The sequence below is a fragment of the Nocardia sp. NPDC005746 genome, from assembly GCF_040630785.1.
In the GTDB taxonomy this organism is placed as follows: domain Bacteria; phylum Actinomycetota; class Actinomycetes; order Mycobacteriales; family Mycobacteriaceae; genus Nocardia.
Genome location: NZ_JBEXYE010000006.1, coordinates 279,634 through 305,027, shown reverse-complemented (window position 1 = coordinate 305,027; position 25,394 = coordinate 279,634). Strand labels below are relative to the sequence as shown.

Genomic DNA, 25,394 nt, shown 5'->3' with positions numbered 1-25,394 from the left:
GTTTTCTCGACCGAATTCGTGTGACTAGTGTTGCGTGTGTGGTCGGCGCGCCTGAGGGGAATACCCACGGCGTGGAATTAACCTACGCACGTCGGTGGTGCGTCTGTTTTCCGATCAGAAGGGACAGACAACAGGGCGGGACGGAGGTGTAAGGGCCAATGCCGAATTCGATCTTGTGGATCGGCTTGGTGGTGCTCTGGGTCTTCGTGCTTTTCCCGATGCTGGCCAATCGCCATCCCCGCATCCGGCAGCACACCGACGCCGCCCTCTCGACACGAGTGTTGCATCGCGGTGGTGCCAAGCGACGCACCAGGAAAGGTCCGGCGACCGGACATGACACCGACCCGGACTACGTGCCGGTTCGCAGAAAGCTTCACCCGAGCGAGGATCCGGAGGATCGGATGACCAGATCGGACGACAGCCCCGCCGAACCGGAAGCCCTCACCGCCGCCGCGGCCGACACGGCAGCCACCGTCGTCGAGAAGGACGAGGTCGTCGCCGCGGTGAGCGCCGAACTGCCGGAACCCGAGACGGATTCGACCGACCCGGAGGACGCCGACGACGCGGACGAGGGCGCCGCCGAATCCGAGCCCGCCGCAGCGGAATCCGAGACCGACCCCGAAACCGCCACGGATGAGACAGAATCCGAGACCGTGGATGCCGCGGCCGAGACCGACGACGCTGAGCCGGAAGCCGCCGTGTCCGACGAGCCGGCGGCCGAGCCCCGCAAGCGGGTCTCCCGCGCCCCCGCGCTGCGTGACCCCGAGCCGGAGCCGGAATCCGAATCCGACGACGAGGATTTCGTGCCGTCCCGGCGCGGACGCGGCGGATTCGACCCCGAGGCCGACGCCGCCGCCCGCGCGGCCCGCTACACCTTCCGTCAGCGCGCCGTCCTGGGCCTGGTGCTCGCCGTCCTGCTGTTCGCCGCCGCCGGCCTGGCCATCTCCTCGATCCTGTGGTGGCTCTCGGCGCTGTCCGGCATAGTGCTGGTCGCCTACCTCGCCTACCTACGCAAGCAGGTCCGCATCGAGGAGGACATCCGCCGCCGCCGCGCCGCCCGCGCGTCCCGCACACAGACCGACGCCGACGCCGACGCCGAGGAGGAGCGCCGCACCCGCGAACGCCCCCGCCCCGACCGCGACGAGACCCGCACCCAGCTGCGCCGTGCCGTTCTGGTCGAATCCGACGACGAGGACCCGTTCTTCGAGCACCTCGACCTCTTCGACGCCGCCGAGGCCCGCGCCACCCGCCAGCGCGCCGCCGGCGCCCGCGAACGCCGCGCGGTAGGCGAATAGCCCACAACGCACCGAGAAGGGCTCCCCGTTCAACGGGGAGCCCTTCTCGCATATCTGGTCGTAATAGGCGGTGCGAGGCGAGGATGTGCGCCACGGACAGCGCGGGAGAGGCGCTGAGTCGCGGGTGTGTGGGTGAGGCGTTGAGTCGCGGGTGTGTGTGAGGCGCTTAGTCACGGTTATGCGGGTGAGGCGCTGGGGCAAGGGATATGCGGGTGAATGCGCTGAGCCGACGGCCGTGCTGAGTGAGGCCCGAGAGTTCGCAAGGGCCGGGGGTGAGGCCAAGAGTTCTTCGCGGCCGGGGGCGGGTCGCGATTCATTGGGCGCGCGGCGGGCACGAGCCTGCCCATGACTGCCAGTTGATATGAATCGGGAGTAATCCAGTCGAATTCAGGGCCTTCATCGGCGACCTCGTCCAGGTGCTGGAATCCCCGGCGGACAACCCCACACTGCCGGTCGCGCGAGCGACGACCGCGGCTGCTGTGAGCGACGCTCGGAGTTGTCTGGAGATCGGGTGTGAGGCTGCGGGTTCAGCGGGTTCGGGGGCATAGCCGCTGAGAGGTTCGAGTGTTACCTCTCGTGAAGTTGAATAGGCTTTTGCTATTACAGCGAAAGGGCCCGGCTTTCGGCCGGGCCCTTTCGGCGGGTGCTGTCGCGAGCTAATCGACGTCCGGCATTCGGCCGGTTACCGGAATCTGCCGCTCGATGAGTTCGGCCAGCGTCCGGAGTTTGGCCGCGAATTCGCGCGCGGCCACCGGATGCTCCCCGGACCCCTTCACCACCTTCTGTGTCAGTGCGGTGAGCCGGGACTCGACCGCGCTGAACACGTCGGCGGTGGCGGGCTGCTCCTCGGAGAGGTCGCCGCGCAGCCAGGCGCGCAGCCGCTGCACCACCGCGCCCTCCTCGTAGTCGTCGGGCAGTACGGCGACGGCCTCGCGGAGCTTGCCCGCGGTGACCTTCACGTCGGCGGCCAGCGTGGTGTACACGGTGACCGCCGCGTCCTCACCGTAGGCCGCGGCCACCGGCAGCAGCTCACGGATCTGGCCCTCGTTGAGGGCGGGCGCGACCGGGTGCAGGCGCGCGGCGAGCGGCCAGGCCCGGATCAGCTTGTGCGCGTAGGACCGCTGCATGTCCCAGCGCTTCTCCACGTACTCGTCGAAGGTGGCGTGGTCGGCACGGTAGAGCCGGCCGTCGCGCACGATCTGCAGGGCGCGCCCGGCGGTCCAGAAGGCCACCCGCAGCGCGTCGATGGAGGACTCGCACACCTCGAGCTGATCGGACTCGCTGCGGCTGAGCGGTCCTTCGCCACCCGTGGTGGGCAGCGGCAGATCCAGCACGCTGGGCGCGCTCTCGGCCGCCGCCGGGCTGGCCTCGCGCACCACCGGCTCCGGTGCCGGAGCCTTCGGTGCGGCCGGGATCTTCGGTGCGGCCGGGATCTTCGGCGCGGGCGTGGCCGGTTGCGCGGCCACGGGTTCGGCCGCCACCGTCTCGGGCGTCAGGGTGGCGGTCGCGGTGGCGGCGGGCGCCGCCGCTTCCGCCGCGGGCGCGGCCGGGGCCATGAGGACGGTGGTGGCGGCCGGTGAGAGTTTCGGCGTGCGCGGCCATTTGGCGTCGCGCAGCGGGGACACCGGGGGAGTGTGCTCGGCCTCGTCGGAGAGCGGGTTTCGGCCCAGGCCGCCGCCGATGGAGGTCTTTCTGCGCTGGGGCGGCATCAGGCCGACACCTCCGCCGGGACACGGGACTCGATGTAGTCGCGCACCAGTTCGTCGCCGACGGCCCGGTATTCGCCGAGATCCTCGATCGGGTTCTCCGCGCCGTCGCCGACTTCGCCGTCGGCGGCCTCCCGATACCACTTCCAGGCGCTGATGTAGGAGTCGAAGACCTCGTAGCCCGCGTCCTCGAGATTGCCGCGCTGCGTGCGGTATTCGGTGGATACGTTGACGCCGTTCTTCATGGTGACCGGAACCTTGGTCATGAGCACACGCACGCGAATGGCCTTCTCGTGTTCGGCGGCCGCCTCCTCGGCGGCGCGGTAGGTACTGGGGACGCGTTTGACTTCCGAGGGGCTGACGCTGGTGACGAGGATGAGTTCGTCGCTGACGGGGACGGCGGCCTTGAAGATGTCGGCCGATTCGCCGCCGGCGTCGACGATGATCACGTCGTAGTTCGCGGAATTGTCGGTGATGCAGTCGTTCACGTGCCGCGAGGGGAAGGCGAGCAATTCGAAGGGAATGTCGATCTCGGCCTTCTGTAGTCGCCGATACCAGGAGTACCCGGTCTGGCTCAGCGGGTCGGCGTCGATCACCAGTACTCGAAGTTTGTGCGCGGTAGTGAAATACGAGGCGATGAAGAAGGCGGAGGTCGTCTTGCCCACGCCTCCTTTGAGATTCCCGAGCGTGATCACCAGCGGCTCGGGAAGGTTGCCTAGCGCAGGGGATTTGGTCATCGGTCAACCTCCTGTTGATGGGGAGGGCAGCTTCCTCGATCAGTCTCACACGCGCGCGGGGCGCGCCCGTGAAGGCTCGCTCGGGGGTGTCGAATTGGTTGAAAAACGGCTGTGTCCAATTGGACACAGCCGTCAATGGTTACCGTTTCGTAATGAATAATACGCATGTCATTCGTTGCCACCTCTGATCTTCCGGCGAAATATGCATTCTCGGATCTGCTGGCAGTACCGAAAAATTTCGCGTGATGGACGGAAACCGGATAGCTCTCACGGCTTGATCGGAGGACGACCGCTCATGGAAACCAACGGTGATAGACAGAAGGTTCGATTACTTCCGCGGCTGAGCCTGTGGACCCTGGTGACAGGAGTCCTCGGAGCTGCAGCCATTGGAGCCGCACTGTTCTTCGCGGCGGGCCAGGCGCAGGCGGCGCCGGTGACGATCCCCGGTATCGGGGCGATCGACATCCCGGACGAGATCGCCGCCCCGCTCGGCCGGGTGACCCCCGCGATCGGCATTCTGCCCCCCGCGGCCGGAACCATGTCTCCCACGCCGGAATCGGCGATCGGCGAGCCGGAGGCCCCCCGGATGACGGTGGCGCCGCAGCACATCGTCATCGCCCCGGCCGACACGATGCCCGACCCGGCGCCGGTGCGGTCGCTGCTCCCGGAGTCGCTGCGCCAGGCCATCGTGATTCCGGCGATCGGCACCCCTGCCGTCGCCGCCCCGACTCCGGCGATCGGCACCCTTGCCCTCGCCGACCCGACCGCCGTGATCCAGGCCCCCGCGCCGGAATCGCGCACGGTATCGGTCGCCGGTCTCGGCACCTTCGTGGTGCCCGCCGCCCTGCCCCCGCTGACCGGAATCCCCGGCGTGACCGATTCCGCGGTCACCCGCACCACGGTGCCCGCGGTGATGCCGAAAACGGCGGGCGAGCGTGCGGTGGAGGCGGCCCGCACCAAACTCGGCGCGAACTACAGCACGGGCGGGAACGGCCCGGACTCCTTCGACTGCTCCGGTTTGGTGCAGTGGTCGTATCGAGAGGCGGGCGTGGAAGTGCCGCGCACGAGTTATTCACAGCTCGCCGCGGGAACCCCGGTCGGGATCGACGAATTGGAGCCGGGTGATCTGGTCTCCTACTACGGTGGTGGCCATTCGGCGATGTACCTCGGCGACGGAAAGATCATTCACGCCAGTGACTACGGTTCCGGGGTGAAGGTCTCGCCGCTGTCGAATATGCCGGTGACCGGAGCGCGTCGCTTCCAGTGAACCGATCGCCGGATGTGATTCCCCCGAATTCTTGATCAATTGGCCGATAGTGCGAGGTAGGGCAATGGGTGCGAGGAAAACGGCGGCACTGGCTCTCGCCACGCTCGCGGCCGCGGCCTGGTCCACGGTCGCCGCGACTCCCGCGAATGCCGCACCGGTGTGCGCGAGCGCGGGCGGGCCGACCGTCACCGTGGCGAATCTGACGGGGACCGCGCTGGAAGGGATCACCGTAGACCCGGCCGGGCGCGGGTGCGTCACCGATCTGGTGAGCGGGCGGATCTTCCGGATCGATGCCCCTGGCGCACCGGCGGTGCCGATCGCGCGGGTGGCCTCCGGCGGGGCGGGTGCGTCGGCCTGGATCCCGGATGGCCGGCTACTGATCGGCTACGGCGCGGATCCCCGTGTCGTCGTGGGTGATTCGCTGCGGCAGGCGGGCATCGTGACCGTCGACCCGGACACCGGGGCGGTGGCTCCGTTCGCGGCCGGCTGGTCGGCGGGCGACGGCGTGGTCTACGAGGTGCCGGGCGGCTTCGATCCGGACGCCCGGACGGTGGCCCCCTGACCGGGGTGGTTCACCGGTTCACTGAGTAGTCCGACGATCATGGCGATGATGCTGTCGCGCACGTCCTCGCGTTCGATCTCGGTGGGCAGCACGTACCGCTCGTAGTCGGCGAGCAGGGCGAACATGACCGTGGTCATGGCCTGCAGCCGGTACCGGCGTTGCGCCGGAGTCAGTTCCGCCAGTGCGTGATACAGCCTGGCGACGAGCACTCGTGTTGTCTGCCAACGCTTTTCGTTAAGATTGGGTCCGGTGACCGCCGGATGGGCGCGGGCCTGCTCCAGGAACCGCGCGTAGTGCGTCGAGCCCTCGGAGTAGGGCACGTCGAACATGGGCCGCACCAGAATGGCGACCAGCGCGGCGACGCTGTCCGGGGCGCCCGAGGACTCGTGCTCGGCGAGCAGTTCGGTCCGGCGGGATTCCAATGCGGGCTGATGGCGTTCGATAATGGCGGCGATGAGTCCGTCCCGGGAACCGAAGTGATAGTGGACCGCCGAGTTGTTGCGTTGTCCCGCCGCCACCGCGATATCGCGCAGGGCCACGTGCGGCCCGCGTTCGGCGATGGTGCGCTCACCGGCGAGCAACATGAGCTCGCGCGCGTCAGGACTGTTCACGGTGCTATCGTGCCCCTTCGTCTCGCACCGCGTGGTCCCGGGTGGGCGCGCGGGCGGGTCCGTGGGTATTCGGACGGCGGTGATGATCGATGACGCCACGTGCGGCCCGGTCGCGCCGGGCGACGGTGGACCTGGCCCTGGTCGTCCCGATGAGCGGTTCGGCCGGCATCTTCGGGCCTTCCTGCGAGGCGTGTGCCGCGCTGGCCGTCGAGGACATCAATGCGATGGGCGGGATCCTGGGCCGCCGGGTTCGGCTGCATCCGGTGGACGCGGGCGCGCCGCTGCCGGTGCTGGCCGCGCGGATCGACCGGATGGTGAGCCGCGGCATGATCGACGGCGTGGTCGGCTGGCATCTGTCGAACGCGCGCAAGGCCATCACCCCGTACACCGCGGGCCGGGTGCCCTACATCTACACCACCTTCTACGAGGGTGGCGAGGACTCCGACGGCGTCTACATGGTGGGGGAGACCCCGGATCAGCAGTTGTTCCCCGCGCTGCGCTGGTTCCGCGCCGAGCTGGGGGTACGCCGCTGGTGCATCGTCGGTAACGACTATGTCTGGCCGCGTGAAACGGCAAGGGTCACTTGGGAATTCGCTGACGCGAGCGATATCGACGTGGTCGGTGAGGTTTTCGTGCCGTTGGGCAGCCGGGATTTCACCGCGGCGCTGGATCTCATCCGCACTTCGCCCGCGGAGGGCGTGCTGCTCTTCATGGTGGGCGCGGATTGCGCGGCCTTCAATCAGGCTTTCGCGGCGGCCGGGCTGGACGAGAGCCGCCTGCGGCTGAGCATGATGATCGGCGAGGACGTGCTCTACGCGGGCGGTCCGGACAGCGCGCGCGGATTGTTCACCGCCAGCGGCTATTTCGAGAGCCTGGTGTCGCGGGAGGCGATGGCCTTCGGCAGCCGCTACACCTCCCGCTTCGGTCAGCTGGCGCCGGCGCTGAACAATATCGGCGAATCCTGTTACGAGGGCCTGCTGTTGTTCGCCTCGCTGGCGGAGGCGGCGCACAGCCTGGACGTGCGGCTCATCGAGCGTGGCGCGGCGCGGGTGAGCTACGGCGGCCCGCGCGGTGAGGTGCGGGTGCGCGGGGCGCACACCACCCAGCCGGTGTTCCTGGCGGGCGCGGACATCATGGATTTCACGGTGCTCGCCGACCTGACCGGATTGTGAAGCGCGGGCTGTTCGACTGATGGCGAACGCTACGTTGCGTTCCCAACCGGGGTGAAGACCGAATGCCGTCACTAACCGGATAATGCAAGTGTGCCAAGGGTTTTCGATTGTCACGATGATCATTTGCGGCGCCCGCCGGGCGGTTTTCGTGTTGCAATAGGGTGGTGCCGCGCCGCCTCGGCGGCATCTGATGAAGGAGCCGCTCCGTGCCCGGAGGAAGACTCAGCCCCGATGATCGCCGCCTCATCGCCGCCGGTCTGGCCCGGGGCCTCGGCTACGCCGAGATCGCCCGTCGCCTGTCCCGGCCGACCTCCACCGTGAGCCGCGAGGTGACCCGCAACGGCGGTCCGGGCCGCTACCGCGCGGAGCTGGCGCAGGCCGCCACCGCGGTGCGTTCGCGCCGCCGCACGCCGCGGCCCAAACCCGTCGAGAAGCCTTCCGGCGTCGATGAATACGGCCGCGATCCGGTGCTGCTGACCGAGGTCAGCGACCGCTTCGCGCTGCTGTTCGCGCAGTTCGGGATGCCGCGCATGGCCGCCGCGGTGCTGGCCCGGCTGTACGCCGCGGACTCGGGCAGTCTCACCGCGGCCGAGCTGGCGGCCCAGTTGCGGGTGAGCCCGGCGACGGTGTCCGCGGCGGTGGGGCGGCTCGAGGAGCGGGCGCTGATCCGCCGCGACCGGGACCCGGGCACCCGCCGCGACCGCTACGTGATCGACGAGTCCGCTTGGTACCGAACCACTCTCGCCGGGGCGCGGGTCAACGAGCGGCTGGCGGCCCAGGCCCGGCACGGCGCGGACGCGCTCGGTGTGGCCACGCCCGCAGGGCTGCGGCTGCTGGGCATGGGGGACTATCTCGAGCGGGTGGGCCTGGACATGGTCCGTTCCGCCGAACGCTGGCGGCCGCGGCTCGATCAATGAGCGACGGCGATGCCGGGAAATCTGCGGTGAATGCGATCGACATATTTGCGCACCGTGGAAAGTTCGGCCGAGATCGTTTGCCGGGCTTCCGTGGTGGGCGCGGTTTGTAATCGCCGCGTCAGTTTGACTACATGCCTTTCCAATTCGTCCAGGAAGATGCGGGCCTGAGCTAACTCGGGATCCTCGCCGACATCGGGATTACCGAATCCCCTGTACTGCATATCGCCGAAGTATTCCACGCTGCCGGACGCCGCGCCGCGCAATTGGATTGCTTCCGGTAGCCTCGCCAGGCGAGCTGCCCCGGCGCCATCGGGGTGTTCGGGTCCCCGCACCACCGCCCGACAGGAATTCGTATGGCCATCAGTTACCTGGAGTCGATCGTCGTCGGCGCGCTGCAAGGGGTGAGCGAGCTGTTCCCGGTCTCCAGCCTGGGCCATAGCATCCTGCTGCCGGCCTGGGTGGGCGGGCAGTGGGCCGACGATCTGAGCATGTCCGCCAAGGATTCCCCGTACCTGGCGTTGCTGGTGGCCATGCACGTCGCCACCGCGCTGGCCCTGGTGATCTTCTTCCGGCGGGAGTGGGTGCGCATCCTGCGCGGCCTGTGGGAGGTGGCGCTGACCCGCGAGATCCGCACGCCCGAAGCACGATTGGGCGTGCTGCTGGTGGTGGCGACGATTCCGGTCGGCCTCGCCGGACTGCTGTTGGAGAAGATCGTCCGCCACTATCTCGGCACTCCCGTACCCACCTCGATCTTCCTGGCGATCAACGGTTTCGTACTGCTGTCCGCGGAGATCATGCGCAAGCGTGAGCCCGAGGCCGATTTCGTGTTCGCCGGCCCGACCGGCCGCCGGGACGTGTCCATGGAGGACACCATCGTGCTGCCGATGACCGACCCGGACCGGGCCTCGGACGTACGCCTGTCCCGCCTGACCATGCGCGACGCCACCCTGATCGGATCGGCCCAGATCGCCGCGCTCTTCCCGGGCATCAGCCGTTCCGGCAGCACCATCGTGGCGGGCCTGTTCAAGGGCATGCGCCACGAGGACGCCGCCCGCTTCGCGTTCCTGCTGGCCACCCCGGTCATCCTGGCGGCCGGCGTGCTGAAGACGCCGGAGCTGTTCAAGCCCGAGAATCACGCCATCCTCGGTCCCGCTGTCGTGGGCAGCGTGGTGGCGGGCGTGCTGTCCTATATCTCGGTCAAGTTCCTGACCGCGTACTTCGAGACCAAGACCCTGACCCCCTTCGCCGTCTACTGCCTGATCGCGGGGCTGGGCAGCTTGGTCTGGTTCACCATTCGCTGACCCGTCTCCCCGGGTGACGAAACCAGAACGCGCCCCGGCATCCGAGGGATGCCGGGGCGCGTTGCTGCGCTGTCAGTTCTTGGGCGTGGTGGTGGGCGCCGCGGTGGTGGTGGTGACGACGGGTGTCGTCGTCGGGACGGTGGTGGTCACCGGGGGAGTGGTGGTGACCGGTGCGGTGGTGGTGTCCGGCGCGACCGTCGTGGTGGCCGGCGGCGTCGTGGTGGTGACGGCCGGGGCCGGGGTGGTGGTGGTCGTCGTGGTTCCGGTCGCCGGAGTGGTGGTGGCGGCCTCGCCGGACTTCGGGGCGGCGGCCAGCACGGCCGCCTTCGACGTGGTGGTCGGGGTCGGCGTGGTGGTCAGCGTCTTCGGGTCGAGTTGGTGGGCCTGGGCCTGCTTCGCCAGTTCGGTGAGCCAGGCGGCGGCGTACTCGGCGGAGCTGACGGGCTTGCCGTTGTCCGGGTTGGAGTCGTGCCAGTAGTCGAAGTGGTGGCCGGTGCCGTTCGGGCCCAGGGTCAGGTTGTACGGGTCGTTCATGATCACCGGGATGGTGTTCTGGTTGGTGGTGATCAGCCCGATGACCTCGTTGAACACCTTCTGCGGCAGGTACGCCAGCGGCGACATGTTCTCGGCGGCGATATTGTCCGCGGCCACCGGGGTCGCGTTCTGCTGGTTCGCCTGGTAGCCGGGCTGCGACACCTTGAGCAGCACGTCGAGGAAGGTCTCCTTGCTGGTCCACCAGCCCGGGTTGTGCGCGATGTCGGCGAAGGCGTCGCCGGCGATCTTGCCCAGCACGACGGCGACGTCGATGCCGGTGGTCGGGTTGAGGCCCTCGTTCTGCATCTGGTCGGCATTGATCTGGCGGCCGACATTGATGGCGAGTTGCAGCAGCGAGATGTTCTTCGGCGCCGCGCAGGTGAGGTCGCCGTCGGAGCAGAAGGACGCGATGCGGCCGTTCAGCGCGCCGAAGTCACCGGCCTGGTCGGGCAGCGCGCCCTGCCCGCCCGCGACCTGCTTGCCGGTCTGGTAGCTCTGGTTGAAGTTGTCCGGACGGCTCGGGTCCTTCGCGCCCGGGAACGGACCTTCCCCGGCGGTGCGGCCCGCGTCGGCGAGGATCACCACGCCCGCGACATTGCCGGGATCCACGATCCCGTACTTGCCGTCCGCGCCCGCGCTCTGGTGGCCGATCTGCATGGCCACCCGCCGCACCACGTCCGCGCCCTCGGAATAGCCGACGATCGCGTACTTGGTGTTCGGGCAGGCCGCGGAGATATCCCGCATGACCTGCTCGGTATTGGCGACACCGGTATTGACGGCGTCCTCGTAGCTGTTCAGGTTCGCGGGGTAGGAGATGTAGACGGCCGAATACGAATTGGAGTCGACCGAGCCGCCGGGGGCGTTGACCACCGGGTCCACCCAGTGGCTCTGGTAATCGTCGGACAGGGCGGCGGGCAGTTCGTTGCCGTTGGCGTCGACCAGCATCTTGGTGGTCCCGGACTGCGGCGAGTCGTTGCGCCCGGCCACCGAGATGGTCACCATGTCATGGCATTCGGTGACCGACGAAGTCAGCGCCGGATCGGCCTGCTTCGAATCCGGCCCCGTCAGCGCGTAGGTGGCCGCTATCGCGGCCGCCACACCCAGCACCGCGGGAGCGGCGACCGCCGACGCGATCTTATGTCGTTTCGCGAACCCGCGAATATCCATGCCCGAATCCCCATTTCACCCCGACAAGTGAACTGCCAGGCCCAGCGATTGAGCGGGCCGTCTACAAACGGAGACGTCGTAACCGGAGATCCGAGTGTTACTTATGCGAAGGAGTCGTTACCGCACCATGACCCGAACCCGCTGATCAGGCGCCGATCGGCTTGCCGAAGAATGAGGCGAAGGTCTCACCCAGCGTCTCGCCCAGGGACTGCAGCTCACCGGGGGTGCCGAGCATGGACGGCATGTCGGTGGTGGAGCAGCCCGGTTGCGCGCCAATACCGTTCAAGCGATCGAACAGCCACAGCAGCGCGGCCGGTCCGCCGGAGACCTCGCCGATGACATGCTCGCTGGCCCAGTCCCGGGTGTAGGTGACCTGCGCTCCGGGCTGCGCGCAGTAGGTGTCGACCAGCTTGTCGGCCGCGGGTAACGGCAGGATCTCGTCCCAGCGCGAGTGCCACACGAACAGCGGCATGTCCGGCAGGCTCTTGCCCAGGCGGGTGTCCTCGAGCATGGCCTGAACAGCGGGTTCGCCGAGCGGGTCGGGGGAGTTGATCATGCCGGTGATATTGAGGAACGGCAGCAGCGCGGTCTGGTACTGCACGCAGAACGGCGCTTTCACCGTGCGCAGCAGCTGGCCGAGCGGGTTGAGCTTCTGGTCCAGCAGCGCGCTGAAGTCCGGGTACTCCCGCGAGAGCCCGAGGACAGCGCCCAGCACCAGGCCCGCGGTGGCCTGATTGTTGGCCATGAGCAGTGCCGCGCCCAGGTCCGCGCCGGTGCCGCCGGAGGCCGCGCCCACGATATTCAGTTCCGGCGCATAGGTTTTGCGCATCTCGGCGGCGTGCATGGTGGGCATCGACCCGCCCGAGTAGCCGTACAGCGCGGTCGGCGCGCCGGCGCCGACGCCGAGTGGCGCGAACGAGGTGGCGGCGCGAATGCCGTCGAGGGTGATGCGTCCGGCCAGCGGTCCGGCGGCGTACGCCGAATTCGGGCCCTCGTGATCGGGGATCACCACCGCGAACCCCTTCTGCAGCGCGGCCTGCGCGAAGAGGAATTCGGCGGGCGCGACGATCTGCCCGAGGAACGGCGCGGCCGAAAGGTGTTGCAGCGCATAGGAGGGACTGCAATATCCCTGCGTGGAGTCCTCGGCGATCTGCACCGAGAGCAGCTTGCGCGGCGCGGGCGCGGTGCCGCGCGGCTTGATCAGGGTGGCGACCGCTCCGATGGCCTCATCGCGACTGTTGTTGGAGCGGTAGGAGACCTGCCAGGCGTCCACGTTCAGCGGGATCAGCCCGAAGTTGCCGAGATTGACCTGCCGGGCCGCGATGATCTCGCCGGGCGCGGCGGCGGCGATCACGTCGGCGGGCGGGTTGTAGAAGCCGGGATCGAGTTCCGGCGGCAGTGGCAGCACCTGTGCCGGCGCGATCGGGGGCAGCGTCGGCGCGGCCGGATCGGCGTGCGCCGGTCCCACCGTGAATGCCGCCGCCACCAGCGTCGTGATGGACACCGTCCCGAAGCGTACGAGCCGCCCGGTCAGTCGCCTGGTCTTCATCGACCCACTTCCTCACCCTGAATCCCCAAGTTGTGAGACTGCCTAGTCTCAATATTGCGGGGATCACTTTGCCACAGCTGTGACCGGGCTCGCAATATGCGCGAGCGGCGGAATCGGGGATCGGGCGGATTCGGCCTATCGGCCCGATGGCGTGACTCAACGGACCCGCCGCCATCCGTTCCGACCAGCGATTCCTCGAGCGGGGCTTGCCGGTGGGTAACTAGAGTGGGCCGGATGACAGGTAAAGAGATGACGAGGAATATCGCGACTCTTGCCGTGGCCCTCGCGGCGGTCGGTGCGCTCGGAGCGTGCAGCAGCAACGACAATTCCAGCTCCGACACCACCTCCGCCCAGCCGACCACCTCCGCCCAGCCGACCACCTCCGCGGCCGCCTCCGCCACCGTGGCCGTACCGCCCGGTTCCCCGGCCGCCGTACTGGCCGCGACCGCCTGGGAGACCACCTCCGCGACCGACGCCCACGGCAACCAGGTGCCGCTGACCGACGACAATGTCAAGAACTACGTCGGCTTCGCCTACTTCAAGCCCGACGGCACCTTCACCATGTACAACCTGGACGACACCCCGAAGATGCACGGCGACTGGTCCGTCCCCGCCGACGGCAAGACCCGCACCATCGTCGCGAAAGACGATGCGGGACAGGAGAAGTTCCGCCGCGTCACCGACATCATCACCTTGAACGACAAGGAATTCACCTACCGCGTGTACCCGGACGCCAACGACAAGACGGTGTACTTCGACATCATCCACACCCCCACCACCCACCCGGAACCGAAGTAGCCGCGCGTCCCACCGCCCGCGTCATCCCCGGATGGCGCGGGCGCTTCTGTTTCGGCCGTGGCCCGCCTCACAGGCTCGACGCTGTCACGCGGACGCGTTCCCCGGCGTCTTGTGGTCGTCCAATTCATCACCGCACGTGAGGATCACATGATGGAACCCCGAATCGACCTGAACACCAACGCGGTCGGCGCCAAGCTCGGCAAGCGGTTCGCCGGTGTCGGCCTGGCGATCACCCAGTCGGGCCTGCCGAAATCGTTGATGGAGCTGGTGGAGTTGCGGGCCAGCCAGATCAACGGCTGCGGCTTCTGCGTCGACGGCCACACCAAGGAGCTGGCCGCCGCGGGCGAATCCGCGACCCGCATCAGCCTGGTCGCCGTCTGGCGCGAATCGACCGTCTTCACCGAGCCCGAGCAGGCCGCCCTGGCCCTCACCGAGGAGGGCACCCGCCTCGCCGACACCGGCCACGGCGTCTCCGACGAGACGTGGGCGCTGGTCCGCAAACACTACGACGAGGATCAGGCCGCGGCGCTCGTCTACGTCATCGCCCTGATCAACGCGGCCAACCGGCTGGCGGTCATCACGAAGACCAAGGGCGGCTCCTACCAGGCGGGCACCTTCGAGGCGATCGCCGCCGACTGACGGGCACACCCCGATCCGGACCGTCGGTCCAGGTCGCGGGCCGATCCGAGATCGAACGGCTCGGCGCGCGCCTATGCTCGCAGCATGGCGCGTGACGCTCGGGACACGGGTGTTTCGCTGGCGGCACTGCTGGCAGCGTTCTCGTTCGCGATGGACCTCGGCCTGGGCCAGCCGATGGCGCACGTCCTACGGTCCTGGCGGCTCGCCACGCGACTGGGGGAGCGGGTCGGGCTGAGCGACGGGGAGCGGTCCGACCTGTACTACACCGCGGTCCTGGCCTGGGCCGGATGTGTGGCCGACGCGCCCGAGGTTTCGGCGTGGTTCGGGGACGATATCGCGTTCCGGGCCGACAGCTACGGGACCGACCTGCGGGGGATGGGCGGGGCGCGGTTCTTCCTCTCGCACGCGGGGGCTTCGGGGCCGTTCGCGCAGCGGGTGCGGAAGACGGTGGCGATCGCGGCGAAGGGCGGGCGCGATATCGAGCGTGGGCTCATGTCGCACTGCCTCACCACATCGACCATGGCCGACCGGCTCGGGCTGGCCCCCGCGGTCGGGGATTCGCTGCGGCAGTTCTTCGCGCGGTGGGACGGCAAGGGGGTGCCGGTCGGGGTCGGCGGGGATCGAATCGGGTTGGGGATGAGGCTGTTCCATCTCGCCGACGTCGCCGAGGTGCTGCATCGGACAGCCGGAATCGAGGCCGCCGTCGAGGTCGCCCGGGCCAGGCGGGGCACCCAGTTCGATCCGGCCGTGGTGGACGAATTCTGCGCCTCGGCGCGGGACCTGCTGGCCGACAACGACTCCGAGCCGGATTACGGGGAGCTCATCGCCGCCGATCCCGCGTTGCGGCGCAATCTCACCGGCGCCGAACTGGATACGGCCCTCGAGGTGATCGCCGACTTCACCGATCTGCGCTCGCCCTATCGGGCGGGCCACTCGCGTGGCGTGGCCGATCTCGCGGCCCGGGCCGGGGCCGCCGCCGGGCTTGCCGAACCCGACGTCACGGTGCTGCGCCGCGCGGCCCTGCTCCACGACATCGGGTTGCACGGTGTTCCCGCAACGATTCTCGACAAGCCCGGGCCCTTGAGCGTCACCGAGTTGGAGCGGCTGCGCATGAACTCGTACTACACCGAACGGGTCCTCGCCCGCCCCGCCGGACTGGCCCGTATCGGCGCCATCGCCGCCATGGCCTATGAGCGCCTCGACGGCTCTGGCGCGCATCGTGGCCTGACCGGTCCGTCGATTCCGGTCTCGGCGCGGCTGCTGGCCGCCGCCGACACCTATCGCGCGATGAGCGAACCGCGCGCGTACCGGGAGGCCTTGCCGCCCAAGCGGATTCTCGCCGAACTCCGCTCCGAGGTGCGCCGCGGGCGGCTCGACGCGGGCGCGGTCAACGCCGTCCTCGAGGCGGCGGGACAGCCCCGTCAGCGCCGCCGCACCGGTCCGGACGGCCTCACCCCGCGGGAACTCGAGGTCCTGGCCCTGATCGCCCGCGGCGCGTCCACCCGCCAGGTCGCCCGCACCCTGGGCATCGCCCCGAAAACGGCGGGCACCCACATCGAACGCATCTACACCAAGACCGGTTCGTCGACCCGCTCGACCGTCACCCTCTACGCCGTCCAGCACGGTCTGCTCGACACACTGACCACCGAGACACACTGACCACCGATTCGTAGGGTGAACGCCCGACGACACCCGGATTCGCCGCGCCTACCGTCGAATCATGTCGAAAGCCGTGATCAGCCTGACCACCGGGCTCGAAGACCCCGAGAAGGTCACCGTCGCGTTCCTGGTAGCCGTGGGCGCCGCCGAGACCGGGCGCGAGACCCTGATGTTCCTCACCAAGGAGGCGGTCCGGCTCGCGCTGGCCGACACCGCGATCGGCGTCGCGTGCGACGGCTGCCCGCCCCTCCAGGAGCTGTGCAAACGCTACGAGGCGGCCGGCGGCCGCTACTTCGTGTGCCCGATCTGCTTCAACGCGAAGCAACTCGAGGCCGACAACCTGGTCGGCAACGCCGAGCTGCAGGGCACCATTCCGATGTGGCAGTGGATCGGCGACGACCCGGCCACCACCTTCAGCTACTGACCCCCCCACCGGAGGTGACCCCATGCTCGATCTGGCCTCCCGGCTCACCGGCCTCCCCGAACACCGCGGCCAGGCGCCCTGGCCCGGCCACGAATACGTCAAGGGCTGGGGCGTTTTCGGCCTCCCCTTCGACAGCGGCCATGTGCTGGCGCTCCGCGTCTTCCCCGAAAACGATTTCGGCCCTTACAAAACCGTCTGGCATCGGGACCCCGAAGGCCGCTGGTCGATCTTCGTGGACGGCGAACGCCTGGATCACGCGTGCCCGCGCTACTACGGCCCCGCCTGCGACCACACCGGTCTCGCGTCGGTCAGCGCCGAATGGACGGGCCCGACGTCCCTGTACGTCACCGTCGACAACCCGGCCCTCGATTGGACGCTGACCGTGACGGAAACCCCGGCCCTGCGCGCCCTCAACGCCGTCGGCGGCCACCTGCCACTCGCCACCTGGCGCTCCCGCACCCTCATCCGCTCACGCGAAATGATGGCCACGGCACTGGGCCTGGGGCGTCTGGAGATGGCGGGAACCATGCCCAGCGGACACACCGGCCTCCTCATGCCCGAACGCATGTACCTGGTCACCGACTCGACCGCGGTCCTCGACGGTCACGACCTCGGTCGCCCCGCCCACCTGGACGCCAACCCCCGGATCGGCGACGTCACCCTGCCCGCCCGCGGTGTGGTGGCGATCGGCCAGGCGATGTGGCAGATCCGGGACGACGCGGACTGACGGGTCAGCGCGCGCTGGGCTTCACCCAGCGGCGCAGCGCGTCGATGGTGGTCTCCGGTGAAGTGTTGAAGCAGAACCGAATTCCGGGCACCTCATCGGTCAGCGTGTTGACCAGCCGCTCGAACAGCAGCGTGTGCTCGCCCGCCATCCGGACGCCGGCGCCGATCATGGCCGCCCGGAACGTCTGCCCCGCAATGCGTTCGCGCAGTGCCGCTTCCGCCGCATCGGGGTCGGCGGGCAGCTGACACGACACCAGATCGAACCCGGCCTCGCGCAAGGCGGCCTCGCCGGCCGCGATGCGCGCGGTCAGAATCTCCTCGGTCAACTGGGGGTAGTTGCTGTAATCCACTGCGCTGGGATGCAATCCGACCGACAGCACGGTCGAGCCGTTGGGGTTCTGCTGGTTCACGAGGTCCTCCGAGCCGGTTGTCGTCATGGACGGTACAAGCGCGCGATGCCGCCCGATCTTCCCGAACCGACAACCGGATCCGGACTAGCCGAGGAGATCTCGCACCGACGGCCCGCGACCGTGCAGCACGGCGGTCTCGGACCAGAGCAGCATCGCGACCGGTCCGCAGACGAAAAGATCGGCGATCACGTGCTGGTGGGGCTGTGATGCGGACATCACGCGGCCCGCAGCGGTGTCGCGAAGGACTTGCGGAGCGAGGACGGACCGATCAGGGGCAGCAGTGCGGCGAGGATCTTGCCCTTGAACGCCTGCGGGGTGCGGGTCAGCTCGACGTCCACCCGGCTGCCGGGCAGGTCGGGGGTGATGCGGAAGACCCAGCCGCCACCCGCGCCGAAGAGTTTGGAATCGAGGGTGGTGATGGTGACGGTGTCGCCGGACGGGTCCCAGTCGTAGCGGGCGCGCTCCCAGGCGGCGGCGGTGCCCTCGGTGACCTCGGCCCAATTGTCGCCGCGAGCGTGGACGACGAAGTGTTCGGCGTCGATGCTGGGCCAGGCGTCGGGGCGGGTCGGGCCGAAGTCGGTCAGCACGTGCATGACCTCGGCGGGGGACAGGGTGGACATCAGGTGGAATCGAACGGTAGCCATGGAAATACCTTCGCCGTCACGGCTGGGTCGCCGAATCTGTCAGATGACGCTGTCTTGACGTAATCGGCGGTGGGTAGGGTCGCGGCGGGACCCACATCGTCCGTGCGGGCCCGGAGGAGGATTCCGCACCATGCCGTTGTTCGGCCGCGACACCGAACTGAAAGACCTGTCCGCCCTGGTGGACGGACCCGGCGAGCGCAGCGGCATCCTGATCGAGGGCGAGCCGGGCATCGGTAAGTCGGCGCTGGTCGAGCAGACCGTCGCCGCCGCCTCCGCCGCCGGTCATCGCGTGCTGCGAACCGCGGGCGTGGAAGCCGAACGCAATCTCGTCTACGCCGGGCTGCAACGGCTCCTGTACCCGCTGCGCCGTGAGTTCGGCACCCTGCCCGCCCGGCAATTCGAGGCGCTGACAACCGCTCTGGGTATGTCGGAGAGCACCGACGAGCCGAGCATTCACCTGGTCGGGCTCGCCGCCCTGACCCTGCTCGCCGATTCGGCGGCCGAGCGCGCGGTGCTGGTCGTCGCCGAGGACGTGCACTGGCTCGACCTGGCCAGCGCCGAGGTGCTGGCCTTCGTCGCGCGCCGCATCGACTCCGAACCCGTTGCGCTGCTGGCGACCCGGCGCGACGGCGCGGTCTCGCCGTTGAGCGCCGCCGGGTTGACCGTCATGCGGCTCGGACCGCTTCCCGGCGATGACGCGAACGCGCTGCTCGACGCCGTCGCACCGGATCTGCCCGCACAGGTCCGGCGTCGCGTGCTGGCCGAATCGCACGGCAACCCGCTCGCCCTGACCGAGCTACCCCTGACCGCGATGGATCTCACCGAGAGCGCTTCGGCGCTGCCGTTGACCGAGCGTCTGGAACAGGCCTTCTCGGCCCGGAGCGCCGCCCTGCCCGGCCCGACCCGCTCGGTCCTGCTGGTCGCCGCCCTGAACGACGGCGACTCGGTCGCCGAAACCCTGACCGCCGCCGGGATTCTCCTGGATTCCGCCGCCACCGCCGAGGATCTCGCCCAGGCGGTCGCGGCCCGGCTGGTCGAGATCGGTTCCGGCACGGTCACTTTCCGTCATCCCCTGGTGCGGTCGGCCCTGGTGGCCGCGGCGACCGGCGCGGAACGCCGCCGCGCCCACCTGGCGCTCGCCGACGTGCTCGCCGAGTCGCCGGAACGCCAGGTGTGGCATCGGGCGGCGGGCACGGCCGGCGCCGACGAGGACGTCGCCGCCGCGCTCGAAGCCGCCGCCGAACGGTCCCGGCACCGCGGTGGCGCGGTCGCCGCCATGGAACACGCCGCGGCCCTCACCGTCACCGCCGGCCGCCGCGCGGACCGCCTGCTGCGCGCCGCCGAACTGGCCGTCGACGCCGGCCGCCGCGACACCGTCGAACGGCTGGTGGACGCCGCGCGCATGCTGCCCCTCACGGCCGGACAGCAGGCCACCGCGGCCTGGCTGCTCAGCGGTTTCGAGGACGGCATGCGCGAAAGCCACACGCGCATCGGCGAACTGGCCGTGCTGGCGGCCGACGTCGCCGCCGACGGCTACCCGGATCCCGCGCTGCGGATCCTGTGGGCGGCGGCGGCCCGCTGCTTCTGGTCCGAACCCGGGCCCGACACCCGGCGCGCGGTGCTCGCGGTCGCCGACACCTTCGCCATTCCCGACGGCGATCCGGCCAAGCTGGCGATCGACTCGATCGTGGCCCCGTTCGAGCGGGGCGACGAGGTCCTCGGCCACCTGCGTACGCTGGCGGCGACCTCCGGCCGCGACACCGAGGTCGACCACTATCTCAGCAGCGCCGCCTACCAGGTCGGCGCGTTCGATCTGGCTGCCCAGTTCGCGGCGGCGTCCGCACCCGGATTCCGTTCCGCCGGTCGGCTGGGGTTGCTGACCCGGGCACTCGCGATCCAGGCGTGGAGCCTGGCCCGGCTCGGCGATATCGCCACCGCCGCGCCCATCGCGGCCGAGGCGGCGGCGTTCGCGCTGGAGACCGAGCAGCCGTTCATGTATGCGGTGATCGTGTCGGTACAGGCCCAAATCGCCGCGCTGCGGGGCGATTACGCGCAGGCCACCACCCTGGCGGCGGACGCCGAACGCACCGGACTGGCCGCGGGAGCCCGGCCTGTGCTCGCCACCGTGCAGCTCACCCGGGGGCTCACCGCGCTCGGGGAAGGCCGATTCGACGACGCCTTCACCGACCTGGCCCGCATCCACGATCCGCGCGATCCCTCGCATTCACCGGCGCTGGCCGCGTACTTCCTCACCGAACTCGCCGAGGCCGCCGTCCGCGCCGGTCGAGCCGACGCCTTGACGGACCTGCTGCGTGGTCTCGAAGCGGCCGCCGCGTCCACGCCGTCACCGGCCCTGCACATCGGCCTGCGCTATGCCCGAGCGGTTCTCGCCGGCGACAAGGCGGCCGAGGCGTTCGCCGCCGCCCTGGCCGCGGATCTGACCGGCTGGCCGGCCGAACGCGGCCGCCTGCACCTGGCCTACGGCGAATGGCTGCGGCGGCAGCGCCGCGTGGTCGAGTCCCGCACCCACTTGCGCACGGCCCGTGAGATCTTCGATGCGCTCGGCTTCACCGCGTGGAGCGAACGGGCCCGCCTGGAACTGCGCAGCGCCGGTGAATCGAGCCCGAACCGCGACCCCGATGCCCGCGAGCGGCTCACCCCGCACGAGCTGAGCATCGCGCAACTCGCGGCACAGGGCCTGACCAACCGGGAGATCGGGCAGCGGCTCTACCTGTCGCACCGGACCGTCAGCACCCACCTGCACCGGATCTTCCCGAAGCTGGGGATCAGTTCGCGCGGGGATCTCGCGGCCCTGCTGCCCACCCTGGACGAAACGGCCGGATGATCGGCCGGTCGCCGACGCGACCGATCGACACCGATTACGTCATCCGACGCACGCGGCGGCCCGGGTCCGCTCCCTAGCGTCGAAGGCATGAACTTCGACCGACGACGCCTCCTCGGCGTCACGCTGGCGGCGGGCCTGGCCGCGGCCACCCTCACCGCCTGCGCCACCGACTCCACCGCCCCCGCGCCGGCTCCCGCGGCCGTGAACCTGCGGGCCGGATCGGGCGCGCACACCAGCCTGGGCCCGATCAAGAAGATCGACGCGGGCGTGCTGAACGTCGCCTACGCCGAATTCGGTCCCGCCACCGGGCAGCCCGTGATCCTGCTGCACGGCTGGCCCTACGACGCCTACAGCTTCGCCGATGTCGGCCCGCTGCTGGCCGACGCCGGGTACCGGGTCCTGGTGCCCTTCCTGCGCGGCTACGGCGAAACCACCTTCCGGTCCGCCCAGACCGTGCGCAACGGGCAGCAGTCGGCCATCGCGCGCGACATCGTCGACTTCATGGACGCCCTGCACATCGACAAGGCCGTGCTCGGCGGATTCGACTGGGGCGCACGCACGGTCGACGTCATCGCCGCGCTGTGGCCGCAACGCGTCAAGGCCATGGTCGCGGTGAGCGGCTACCTCATCACCCAGCAGGCCGCCCAGCAGCAGCCTTTGCCGCCCGAAGCGGAGCTCGGCTGGTGGTACCAGTACTACTTCGCCACCGAACGCGGCCGCCTCGGCTACGACCGCAATCGTCACGACTTCGACAAGCTCATCTGGCAACGCGCCTCTCCCGCCTGGACTTTCGACGACGCCACCTACGACCGCACCGCCACCGCCTTCGACAATCCCGATCACGTCGACATCGTCATCTCCAACTACCGGTGGCGGCTGAGCCTGGCCCCCGGCGAACCGCAGTACGACGGCTACGAACAGCAGCTCGCCGCCGGGCCGGTCATCTCGGTGCCCGCGATCACCGTCAGCAGCGATTTCGACGGTGCGGCCAAGGACGGCAAGGGGTATCGCGGCAAGTTCACCGGCAAGTACGAGCACCGCGTCCTCGACGGGATCGGCCACAACGTCCCGCAGGAAGCGCCCCAGCCGTTCGCGCGGGCGATCATCGACGCCGACCATCTCTGACGGTGGCGGAAGGTTGTGTGGATCCGGCTCCGAGCACCCGAAGGTGCCCGGAGCCGGAGGCATTCACAGAGAGCCGCGTTGCTGGATACGGCCGCCCGGTTCGAGTTCCACCACGGTGTCGACCCCGATCCCGCGCAGGAACGGATAGTCGTGGCTGACCACCAGGATCGCGCCGCGATAGTCGGCCAGCGCTTCGGTCAACTGCTCGACGCTGGTGATATCGAGATTGTTGGTCGGCTCATCCAGAATCAGCAGCTGCGCCGGCGGATCGGCGAACAACAGGCGGGCCAGCGACACCCGGAAGCGTTCACCGCCCGACAGCGTCGAGACGGGACGTTCGACACTGCCGCCACGTAACAGCAAGCGGGCCAGATGATTACGGATCACGGCCGGGGTTGCCGCAGGTGCCGCGGCGTGCACGTTGTCGAGCGCGCTGGCGTCCTCGTCGAGGTTGTCCAGACGCTGCGGCAGATACCCCACCCGATCGGTGAGCAGACCGCCCCGGTCCGGATCGCGGCCCGTGAGCAGGTTCTCTATCAACGTCGATTTACCGGAGCCATTGGGGCCGACCAGCGCGACGCGTTCCGGGCCCTGAATGATGACCCGCCGATCACCGTCACTCAGTTCCGCGATCCGGCGGCTACGCGGCACATCCGGATCCGGCAGATCGAGGTGGATGTGCTCCTCACGGCGGACCCGGGACGACGCGTCGTCCAGCAGCTGTTGCGCGGCTTGAAGTTTCGCGTCCAGCGTGGTGCGCAGAGCTCCCGCCGAGCTCTGGGCCCGGCTGGCCCGGTTGCCCGCGAGAATCCGTGGAATCCCTCCGTCCCGCTGGGTCGCGCGGGCGGTGCGCTCGCGGCGGGCGAGCTTGGTCTCGGCCTCGATCCGCTGCCGCTTCTCGACCTTCACGGCCTGTTCGGCGGTGCGGGCGGCCTGGACGGCCGCGGCCTGCTCCTGTTCGACGGACGCCTTCCAGGCGCTGTAGGGCCCGCCGAAGACCGCCAGTTCCGCGCCGCGCAACTCCGCGGTGGCGTCCATCCGCTCCAGCAGTTCGAGATCGTGACTCACCACGATCAGGGTTCCGGGCCAGGAATCCACGAATCCGGCCAGCTTGGCCCGGGTTTCGCGATCGAGGTTGTTGGTCGGCTCGTCGAGCAGGGTGATGGGGGTGCGCTGGACCCGCAGGCCGGTGATCGCGACCAGGACGGCCTCGCCGCCCGAGATCTCGCCGACCCGTCTGTTCAGATCGGCTGCGCTGAAGCCGATGTCGTGGAGGGCCTCGTCGGCGCGGGCTTCGATGTCCCAGTCGTCGCCGATCGTGTCGAAATGCTCGTCGCTCGTCTCGCCGGACTCGATCGCGCGCAGAGCCGCGAGCCGGCCCGCGATACCGAGCAATTGGGCGATCGTCGCCTCACGGCCGAGGGTGAGGCTCTGGGGGAGATACCCGACCGCGCCGGTGGTTTCGACCCGCCCCGCCGTCGGGGTCAGGATTCCGGCGATCAGCCGCAACAGCGTTGATTTCCCCGCGCCGTTGCGGCCGACCACACCGGTGCGCCCGGTGCCGAGGGTGCCGCTGAGCCCGGACAGCGCGACGCTGCCGTCGGGCCATTCGAAGGACAGATTCCGCAGGGTGACGGCGGAAGGCATGGATGTGGACATGGGTTGTCGACTCTTTCCTGCTCGCGAACGAGCGGCCGGACGTGATTCGGGAACGTCTCGGAGCCGGGCGAAGGCCAGGGGCGCTCGGCCGATGGGGCCGAGCGACAGGTGTGTGAGAAAGCGCCGCCTTCGACCGGGCGGCTAGATTCTGTCGACTTCCTCGATGAGCACGGGACCACCCTAGCAGCGACGTCAGACGGTGATCGTCTGGAATTCGGTGTACTGGCCCAGGCCGACCGCGCCGTATTCGCGGCCGATCCCGCTGGCCTTGAAGCCGCCGAACGGGCCGTCGAAGCCGACCGGCGCGCCATTGACGGTGACGGTCCCGGTCCGGATTCTCCGCGCCACGGACAGCGCCGCGTCGACGTCCGCCGACCACACGCCTCCGGAGAGCCCGTAGTCGGAGTCATTGGCGATGCGGACGGCGTCGTCGAGGTCGTCGTAGGCGAGGACGACCAGCACCGGGCCGAAGATCTCCTCCCGGGCGATCCGCATGGACGGGGTCACATCGGCGAAAACCGTTGGCGTGAGATAGAAGCCGTCGCACAGTCCCGGCGGCAGCTGCGGGCCGCCGCAGACCAGGCGCGCGCCCTCGGCGATGCCGATCTCGATATAGTCGCGGACCCGCTGTTGCTGATCGCCGCGAACCATCGGGCCGATGAAGGTCTCCGGATCGCGTGGGTCACCGACCGGCAGGGATTCCACCAGCTCCGCCAGCGCCCCGACCACCTCCTCGTAGCGGGAGCGCGGCGCGATGATGCGGGTCTGGGCGATACAGGATTCGCCATTGTTCAGCAGCGAACCGAACTTCAAGCCGTTCACGACCGCGGTCAGATCGGCATCGGGCAGGATCACCGCCGCCGACTTGCCGCCCAGTTCCAGGCTGACCCGTTTGAGCTGCTCGCCCGCGATGGCCGCGATCCGGCGACCGGCCCCGGTCGAGCCGGTGAACGCGATCTTGTCCACCCCGGGATGGGAGATCAGGTACTCGCTCGTTTCCCGTTCCGCGGGCAGCACGCTGATCACGCCGCCGGGCAGGCCGATGCGATCGACCAGCTCGGCCAGTAGGCCCATGCTGAGCGAGTTCTCCGGAGAAACCTTGAGCACCACGGAGTTTCCGGTCAGCAGGGCGGGCAGGATCTTCGACGTGGCGGACGAGAAGGGGGAGTTCCACGGGATCACCGCCGCCACCACCCCGACCGGCTCGCGCCGAACCACGCTGCGCACCGGGGAATCCGGGTCCGACGGGGTGAGGGTGCGCTCCCAGTCGAAACGCTCGGCGGCGGTCAGATAGGCATTGGCCTGCCGGGTCAGCGCGGCTTGACCCGCCCGGGTGAACCACGCCGCGGAGCCGTTCTCGGCGGTGATGAGCTCGGCGATCCGGTCGGCCTGCTCCTCGCGCAGTTCGTTGAACCTGCGCAGCACCGTGATTCGTTCGCCCGGCGGGGTGCCGCGCCATTCCCCGCTGTCGAAGGCGGTGCGCGCCGCGGCGACCGCACGGTCCACGTCGGCGGGCTGCGCCTGTGCCGCCGCGCCGATGAGTGATCCGTCGTGCGGGGACAGGATCTCCAGCAGCGCCGGTTCGCCGGGTTCGGTCCAGACGCCGCCGACATAGAGCCGGTCATAGGTGATCATCCGTGTGCTCCT

At 69.4% G+C, this 25,394-nt stretch carries 24 protein-coding genes and 1 pseudogene; 14 read left to right on the top strand and 11 right to left on the bottom strand.

Annotation, left to right across the window (positions count from 1 at the left end; genetic code table 11):
* Nucleotides 1-158 precede the first annotated feature (158 nt).
* A complete protein-coding gene (glpR, locus tag ABZ412_RS14565) occupies nt 159-1,295 on the top strand; it encodes a gephyrin-like molybdotransferase receptor GlpR (RefSeq protein ID WP_357280635.1) in 1,137 nt (378 codons plus the stop codon).
* 656 nt (nt 1,296-1,951) lie between these two features.
* On the opposite strand, the gene ABZ412_RS14560 is transcribed toward glpR, so the two are convergent.
* The gene (locus tag ABZ412_RS14560; RefSeq protein WP_357280633.1) at nt 1,952-3,004 is read right to left on the bottom strand and encodes a hypothetical protein; all 1,053 of its coding nucleotides are present in this window, start codon (nt 3,002-3,004) and stop codon (nt 1,952-1,954) included.
* Entirely contained in the window at nt 3,004-3,738 is a 735-nt protein-coding gene (locus tag ABZ412_RS14555) for a ParA family protein (protein WP_357280630.1), read from the bottom strand. The genes ABZ412_RS14560 and ABZ412_RS14555 overlap by 1 nt, the downstream gene beginning before the upstream one ends.
* Nucleotides 3,739-4,033: 295 nt before the next feature.
* Here ABZ412_RS14555 and ABZ412_RS14550 point away from each other — a divergent pair, with 295 nt between their 5' ends.
* Both ABZ412_RS14550 and ABZ412_RS14545 read left to right on the top strand, forming a co-directional pair.
* Complete coding sequence (locus ABZ412_RS14550; protein WP_357280628.1) at nt 4,034-5,005, top strand: NlpC/P60 family protein; 972 nt, start codon at nt 4,034-4,036, stop codon at nt 5,003-5,005.
* Between the two features lie 64 nt (nt 5,006-5,069).
* Nucleotides 5,070-5,567, top strand: coding sequence for a hypothetical protein (locus tag ABZ412_RS14545; protein ID WP_357280626.1), 498 nt, complete (start codon nt 5,070-5,072; stop codon nt 5,565-5,567).
* Here the strand turns inward: ABZ412_RS14545 and ABZ412_RS14540 are convergent.
* Entirely contained in the window at nt 5,516-6,178 is a 663-nt protein-coding gene (locus tag ABZ412_RS14540) for a TetR family transcriptional regulator (protein WP_357280624.1), read from the bottom strand. The genes ABZ412_RS14545 and ABZ412_RS14540 overlap by 52 nt on opposite strands.
* A gap of 89 nt (nt 6,179-6,267) precedes the next feature.
* Between ABZ412_RS14540 and ABZ412_RS14535 the strand changes: the two genes are divergently transcribed.
* The 3 genes and pseudogenes from ABZ412_RS14535 (at nt 6,268) to ABZ412_RS14525 (ending at nt 8,267) form a co-directional block, all read left to right on the top strand.
* Nucleotides 6,268-7,350: a substrate-binding domain-containing protein gene (locus tag ABZ412_RS14535; protein ID WP_357280622.1), complete on the top strand. Its 1,083-nt coding sequence runs from the start codon at nt 6,268-6,270 to the stop codon at nt 7,348-7,350.
* Nucleotides 7,351-7,556: 206 nt separating this feature from the next.
* Nucleotides 7,557-7,736: pseudogene (locus tag ABZ412_RS14530) on the top strand (helix-turn-helix domain-containing protein); the annotation flags it as partial.
* Between the two features lie 135 nt (nt 7,737-7,871).
* Nucleotides 7,872-8,267 (top strand): MarR family transcriptional regulator, encoded by a 396-nt coding sequence (locus tag ABZ412_RS14525; RefSeq protein WP_357280870.1) that lies wholly within the window; start codon nt 7,872-7,874, stop codon nt 8,265-8,267.
* Here the strand turns inward: ABZ412_RS14525 and ABZ412_RS14520 are convergent.
* The gene (locus ABZ412_RS14520) at nt 8,261-8,602 is read right to left on the bottom strand and encodes a hypothetical protein (RefSeq protein ID WP_357280887.1); all 342 of its coding nucleotides are present in this window, start codon (nt 8,600-8,602) and stop codon (nt 8,261-8,263) included. The two genes, ABZ412_RS14525 and ABZ412_RS14520, sit on opposite strands and share 7 nt — an antisense overlap.
* A gap of 12 nt (nt 8,603-8,614) precedes the next feature.
* Between ABZ412_RS14520 and ABZ412_RS14515 the strand changes: the two genes are divergently transcribed.
* Nucleotides 8,615-9,568 carry an undecaprenyl-diphosphate phosphatase gene (locus ABZ412_RS14515; RefSeq protein ID WP_357280867.1) on the top strand — a complete coding sequence of 318 codons (954 nt, stop codon included), beginning with the start codon at nt 8,615-8,617 and terminating at the stop codon, nt 9,566-9,568.
* Nucleotides 9,569-9,640: 72 nt separating this feature from the next.
* On the opposite strand, the gene ABZ412_RS14510 is transcribed toward ABZ412_RS14515, so the two are convergent.
* Both ABZ412_RS14510 and ABZ412_RS14505 read right to left on the bottom strand, forming a co-directional pair.
* Complete coding sequence (locus ABZ412_RS14510; protein WP_357280619.1) at nt 9,641-11,269, bottom strand: cutinase family protein; 1,629 nt, start codon at nt 11,267-11,269, stop codon at nt 9,641-9,643.
* Nucleotides 11,270-11,414: 145 nt separating this feature from the next.
* Nucleotides 11,415-12,818 carry a lipase family protein gene (locus ABZ412_RS14505; protein WP_357280617.1) on the bottom strand — a complete coding sequence of 468 codons (1,404 nt, stop codon included), beginning with the start codon at nt 12,816-12,818 and terminating at the stop codon, nt 11,415-11,417.
* 234 nt (nt 12,819-13,052) lie between these two features.
* Here ABZ412_RS14505 and ABZ412_RS14500 point away from each other — a divergent pair, with 234 nt between their 5' ends.
* From ABZ412_RS14500 to ABZ412_RS14480, 5 genes are all read left to right on the top strand, one after another.
* A complete protein-coding gene (locus tag ABZ412_RS14500; protein WP_357280614.1) occupies nt 13,053-13,616 on the top strand; it encodes a DUF4822 domain-containing protein in 564 nt (187 codons plus the stop codon).
* A gap of 150 nt (nt 13,617-13,766) precedes the next feature.
* A complete protein-coding gene (locus tag ABZ412_RS14495) occupies nt 13,767-14,255 on the top strand; it encodes a carboxymuconolactone decarboxylase family protein (protein ID WP_357280611.1) in 489 nt (162 codons plus the stop codon).
* Between the two features lie 84 nt (nt 14,256-14,339).
* Entirely contained in the window at nt 14,340-15,914 is a 1,575-nt protein-coding gene (locus ABZ412_RS14490) for an HD domain-containing phosphohydrolase (protein WP_357280609.1), read from the top strand.
* A 58-nt stretch (nt 15,915-15,972) separates the two neighbouring features.
* Nucleotides 15,973-16,338 (top strand): DsrE family protein, encoded by a 366-nt coding sequence (locus tag ABZ412_RS14485; protein WP_357280864.1) that lies wholly within the window; start codon nt 15,973-15,975, stop codon nt 16,336-16,338.
* Nucleotides 16,339-16,360: 22 nt separating this feature from the next.
* Entirely contained in the window at nt 16,361-17,065 is a 705-nt protein-coding gene (locus tag ABZ412_RS14480; RefSeq protein WP_357280606.1) for a hypothetical protein, read from the top strand.
* A 4-nt stretch (nt 17,066-17,069) separates the two neighbouring features.
* On the opposite strand, the gene ABZ412_RS14475 is transcribed toward ABZ412_RS14480, so the two are convergent.
* Genes ABZ412_RS14475 through ABZ412_RS14465 form a run of 3 tightly spaced genes read right to left on the bottom strand, consistent with a single transcriptional unit; the run spans nt 17,070 to nt 18,118 of the window.
* Complete coding sequence (locus ABZ412_RS14475; protein ID WP_357280603.1) at nt 17,070-17,501, bottom strand: hypothetical protein; 432 nt, start codon at nt 17,499-17,501, stop codon at nt 17,070-17,072.
* Between the two features lie 57 nt (nt 17,502-17,558).
* On the bottom strand, nt 17,559-17,690 hold the full coding sequence (locus ABZ412_RS14470) for a hypothetical protein (RefSeq protein ID WP_357280600.1): 132 nt from the start codon (nt 17,688-17,690) through the stop codon (nt 17,559-17,561).
* Nucleotides 17,690-18,118 (bottom strand): hypothetical protein, encoded by a 429-nt coding sequence (locus tag ABZ412_RS14465; protein WP_357280597.1) that lies wholly within the window; start codon nt 18,116-18,118, stop codon nt 17,690-17,692. Before ABZ412_RS14465 ends, ABZ412_RS14470 begins: the two co-directional genes overlap by 1 nt.
* A 130-nt stretch (nt 18,119-18,248) precedes the next feature.
* Between ABZ412_RS14465 and ABZ412_RS14460 the strand changes: the two genes are divergently transcribed.
* Together ABZ412_RS14460 and ABZ412_RS14455 are read left to right on the top strand one after the other, a co-directional pair.
* The gene (locus ABZ412_RS14460; RefSeq protein WP_357280595.1) at nt 18,249-20,963 is read left to right on the top strand and encodes an AAA family ATPase; all 2,715 of its coding nucleotides are present in this window, start codon (nt 18,249-18,251) and stop codon (nt 20,961-20,963) included.
* Between the two features lie 87 nt (nt 20,964-21,050).
* Nucleotides 21,051-22,088, top strand: a complete 1,038-nt coding sequence (locus ABZ412_RS14455; RefSeq protein WP_357280593.1) for an alpha/beta hydrolase — start codon at nt 21,051-21,053, stop codon at nt 22,086-22,088.
* Between the two features lie 63 nt (nt 22,089-22,151).
* On the opposite strand, the gene ABZ412_RS14450 is transcribed toward ABZ412_RS14455, so the two are convergent.
* Together ABZ412_RS14450 and ABZ412_RS14445 are read right to left on the bottom strand one after the other, a co-directional pair.
* Nucleotides 22,152-23,747 carry an ABC-F family ATP-binding cassette domain-containing protein gene (locus ABZ412_RS14450; RefSeq protein WP_357280590.1) on the bottom strand — a complete coding sequence of 532 codons (1,596 nt, stop codon included), beginning with the start codon at nt 23,745-23,747 and terminating at the stop codon, nt 22,152-22,154.
* 192 nt (nt 23,748-23,939) lie between these two features.
* Nucleotides 23,940-25,382, bottom strand: a complete 1,443-nt coding sequence (locus tag ABZ412_RS14445; RefSeq protein WP_357280588.1) for an aldehyde dehydrogenase — start codon at nt 25,380-25,382, stop codon at nt 23,940-23,942.
* Nucleotides 25,383-25,394 lie beyond the last annotated feature (12 nt).

What these genes read in the sequence shown, in the direction of transcription:
- glpR (WP_357280635.1), top strand. Translation starts at nt 159, where the DNA reads ATGCCGAATTCGATCTTGTGGATCGGCTTGGTGGTGCTCTGGGTCTTC.
- ABZ412_RS14560 (WP_357280633.1), bottom strand. Translation starts at nt 3,004, where the DNA reads ATGCCGCCCCAGCGCAGAAAGACCTCCATCGGCGGCGGCCTGGGCCGA.
- ABZ412_RS14555 (WP_357280630.1), bottom strand. Translation starts at nt 3,738, where the DNA reads ATGACCAAATCCCCTGCGCTAGGCAACCTTCCCGAGCCGCTGGTGATC.
- ABZ412_RS14550 (WP_357280628.1), top strand. Translation starts at nt 4,034, where the DNA reads ATGGAAACCAACGGTGATAGACAGAAGGTTCGATTACTTCCGCGGCTG.
- ABZ412_RS14545 (WP_357280626.1), top strand. Translation starts at nt 5,070, where the DNA reads ATGGGTGCGAGGAAAACGGCGGCACTGGCTCTCGCCACGCTCGCGGCC.
- ABZ412_RS14535 (WP_357280622.1), top strand. Translation starts at nt 6,268, where the DNA reads ATGACGCCACGTGCGGCCCGGTCGCGCCGGGCGACGGTGGACCTGGCC.
- ABZ412_RS14525 (WP_357280870.1), top strand. Translation starts at nt 7,872, where the DNA reads ATGCCGCGCATGGCCGCCGCGGTGCTGGCCCGGCTGTACGCCGCGGAC.
- ABZ412_RS14510 (WP_357280619.1), bottom strand. Translation starts at nt 11,269, where the DNA reads ATGGATATTCGCGGGTTCGCGAAACGACATAAGATCGCGTCGGCGGTC.
- ABZ412_RS14505 (WP_357280617.1), bottom strand. Translation starts at nt 12,818, where the DNA reads ATGAAGACCAGGCGACTGACCGGGCGGCTCGTACGCTTCGGGACGGTG.
- ABZ412_RS14500 (WP_357280614.1), top strand. Translation starts at nt 13,053, where the DNA reads ATGACAGGTAAAGAGATGACGAGGAATATCGCGACTCTTGCCGTGGCC.
- ABZ412_RS14495 (WP_357280611.1), top strand. Translation starts at nt 13,767, where the DNA reads ATGGAACCCCGAATCGACCTGAACACCAACGCGGTCGGCGCCAAGCTC.
- ABZ412_RS14490 (WP_357280609.1), top strand. Translation starts at nt 14,340, where the DNA reads ATGGCGCGTGACGCTCGGGACACGGGTGTTTCGCTGGCGGCACTGCTG.
- ABZ412_RS14480 (WP_357280606.1), top strand. Translation starts at nt 16,361, where the DNA reads ATGCTCGATCTGGCCTCCCGGCTCACCGGCCTCCCCGAACACCGCGGC.
- ABZ412_RS14475 (WP_357280603.1), bottom strand. Translation starts at nt 17,501, where the DNA reads ATGACGACAACCGGCTCGGAGGACCTCGTGAACCAGCAGAACCCCAAC.
- ABZ412_RS14470 (WP_357280600.1), bottom strand. Translation starts at nt 17,690, where the DNA reads ATGTCCGCATCACAGCCCCACCAGCACGTGATCGCCGATCTTTTCGTC.
- ABZ412_RS14465 (WP_357280597.1), bottom strand. Translation starts at nt 18,118, where the DNA reads ATGGCTACCGTTCGATTCCACCTGATGTCCACCCTGTCCCCCGCCGAG.
- ABZ412_RS14460 (WP_357280595.1), top strand. Translation starts at nt 18,249, where the DNA reads ATGCCGTTGTTCGGCCGCGACACCGAACTGAAAGACCTGTCCGCCCTG.
- ABZ412_RS14455 (WP_357280593.1), top strand. Translation starts at nt 21,051, where the DNA reads ATGAACTTCGACCGACGACGCCTCCTCGGCGTCACGCTGGCGGCGGGC.
- ABZ412_RS14450 (WP_357280590.1), bottom strand. Translation starts at nt 23,747, where the DNA reads ATGTCCACATCCATGCCTTCCGCCGTCACCCTGCGGAATCTGTCCTTC.
- ABZ412_RS14445 (WP_357280588.1), bottom strand. Translation starts at nt 25,382, where the DNA reads ATGATCACCTATGACCGGCTCTATGTCGGCGGCGTCTGGACCGAACCC.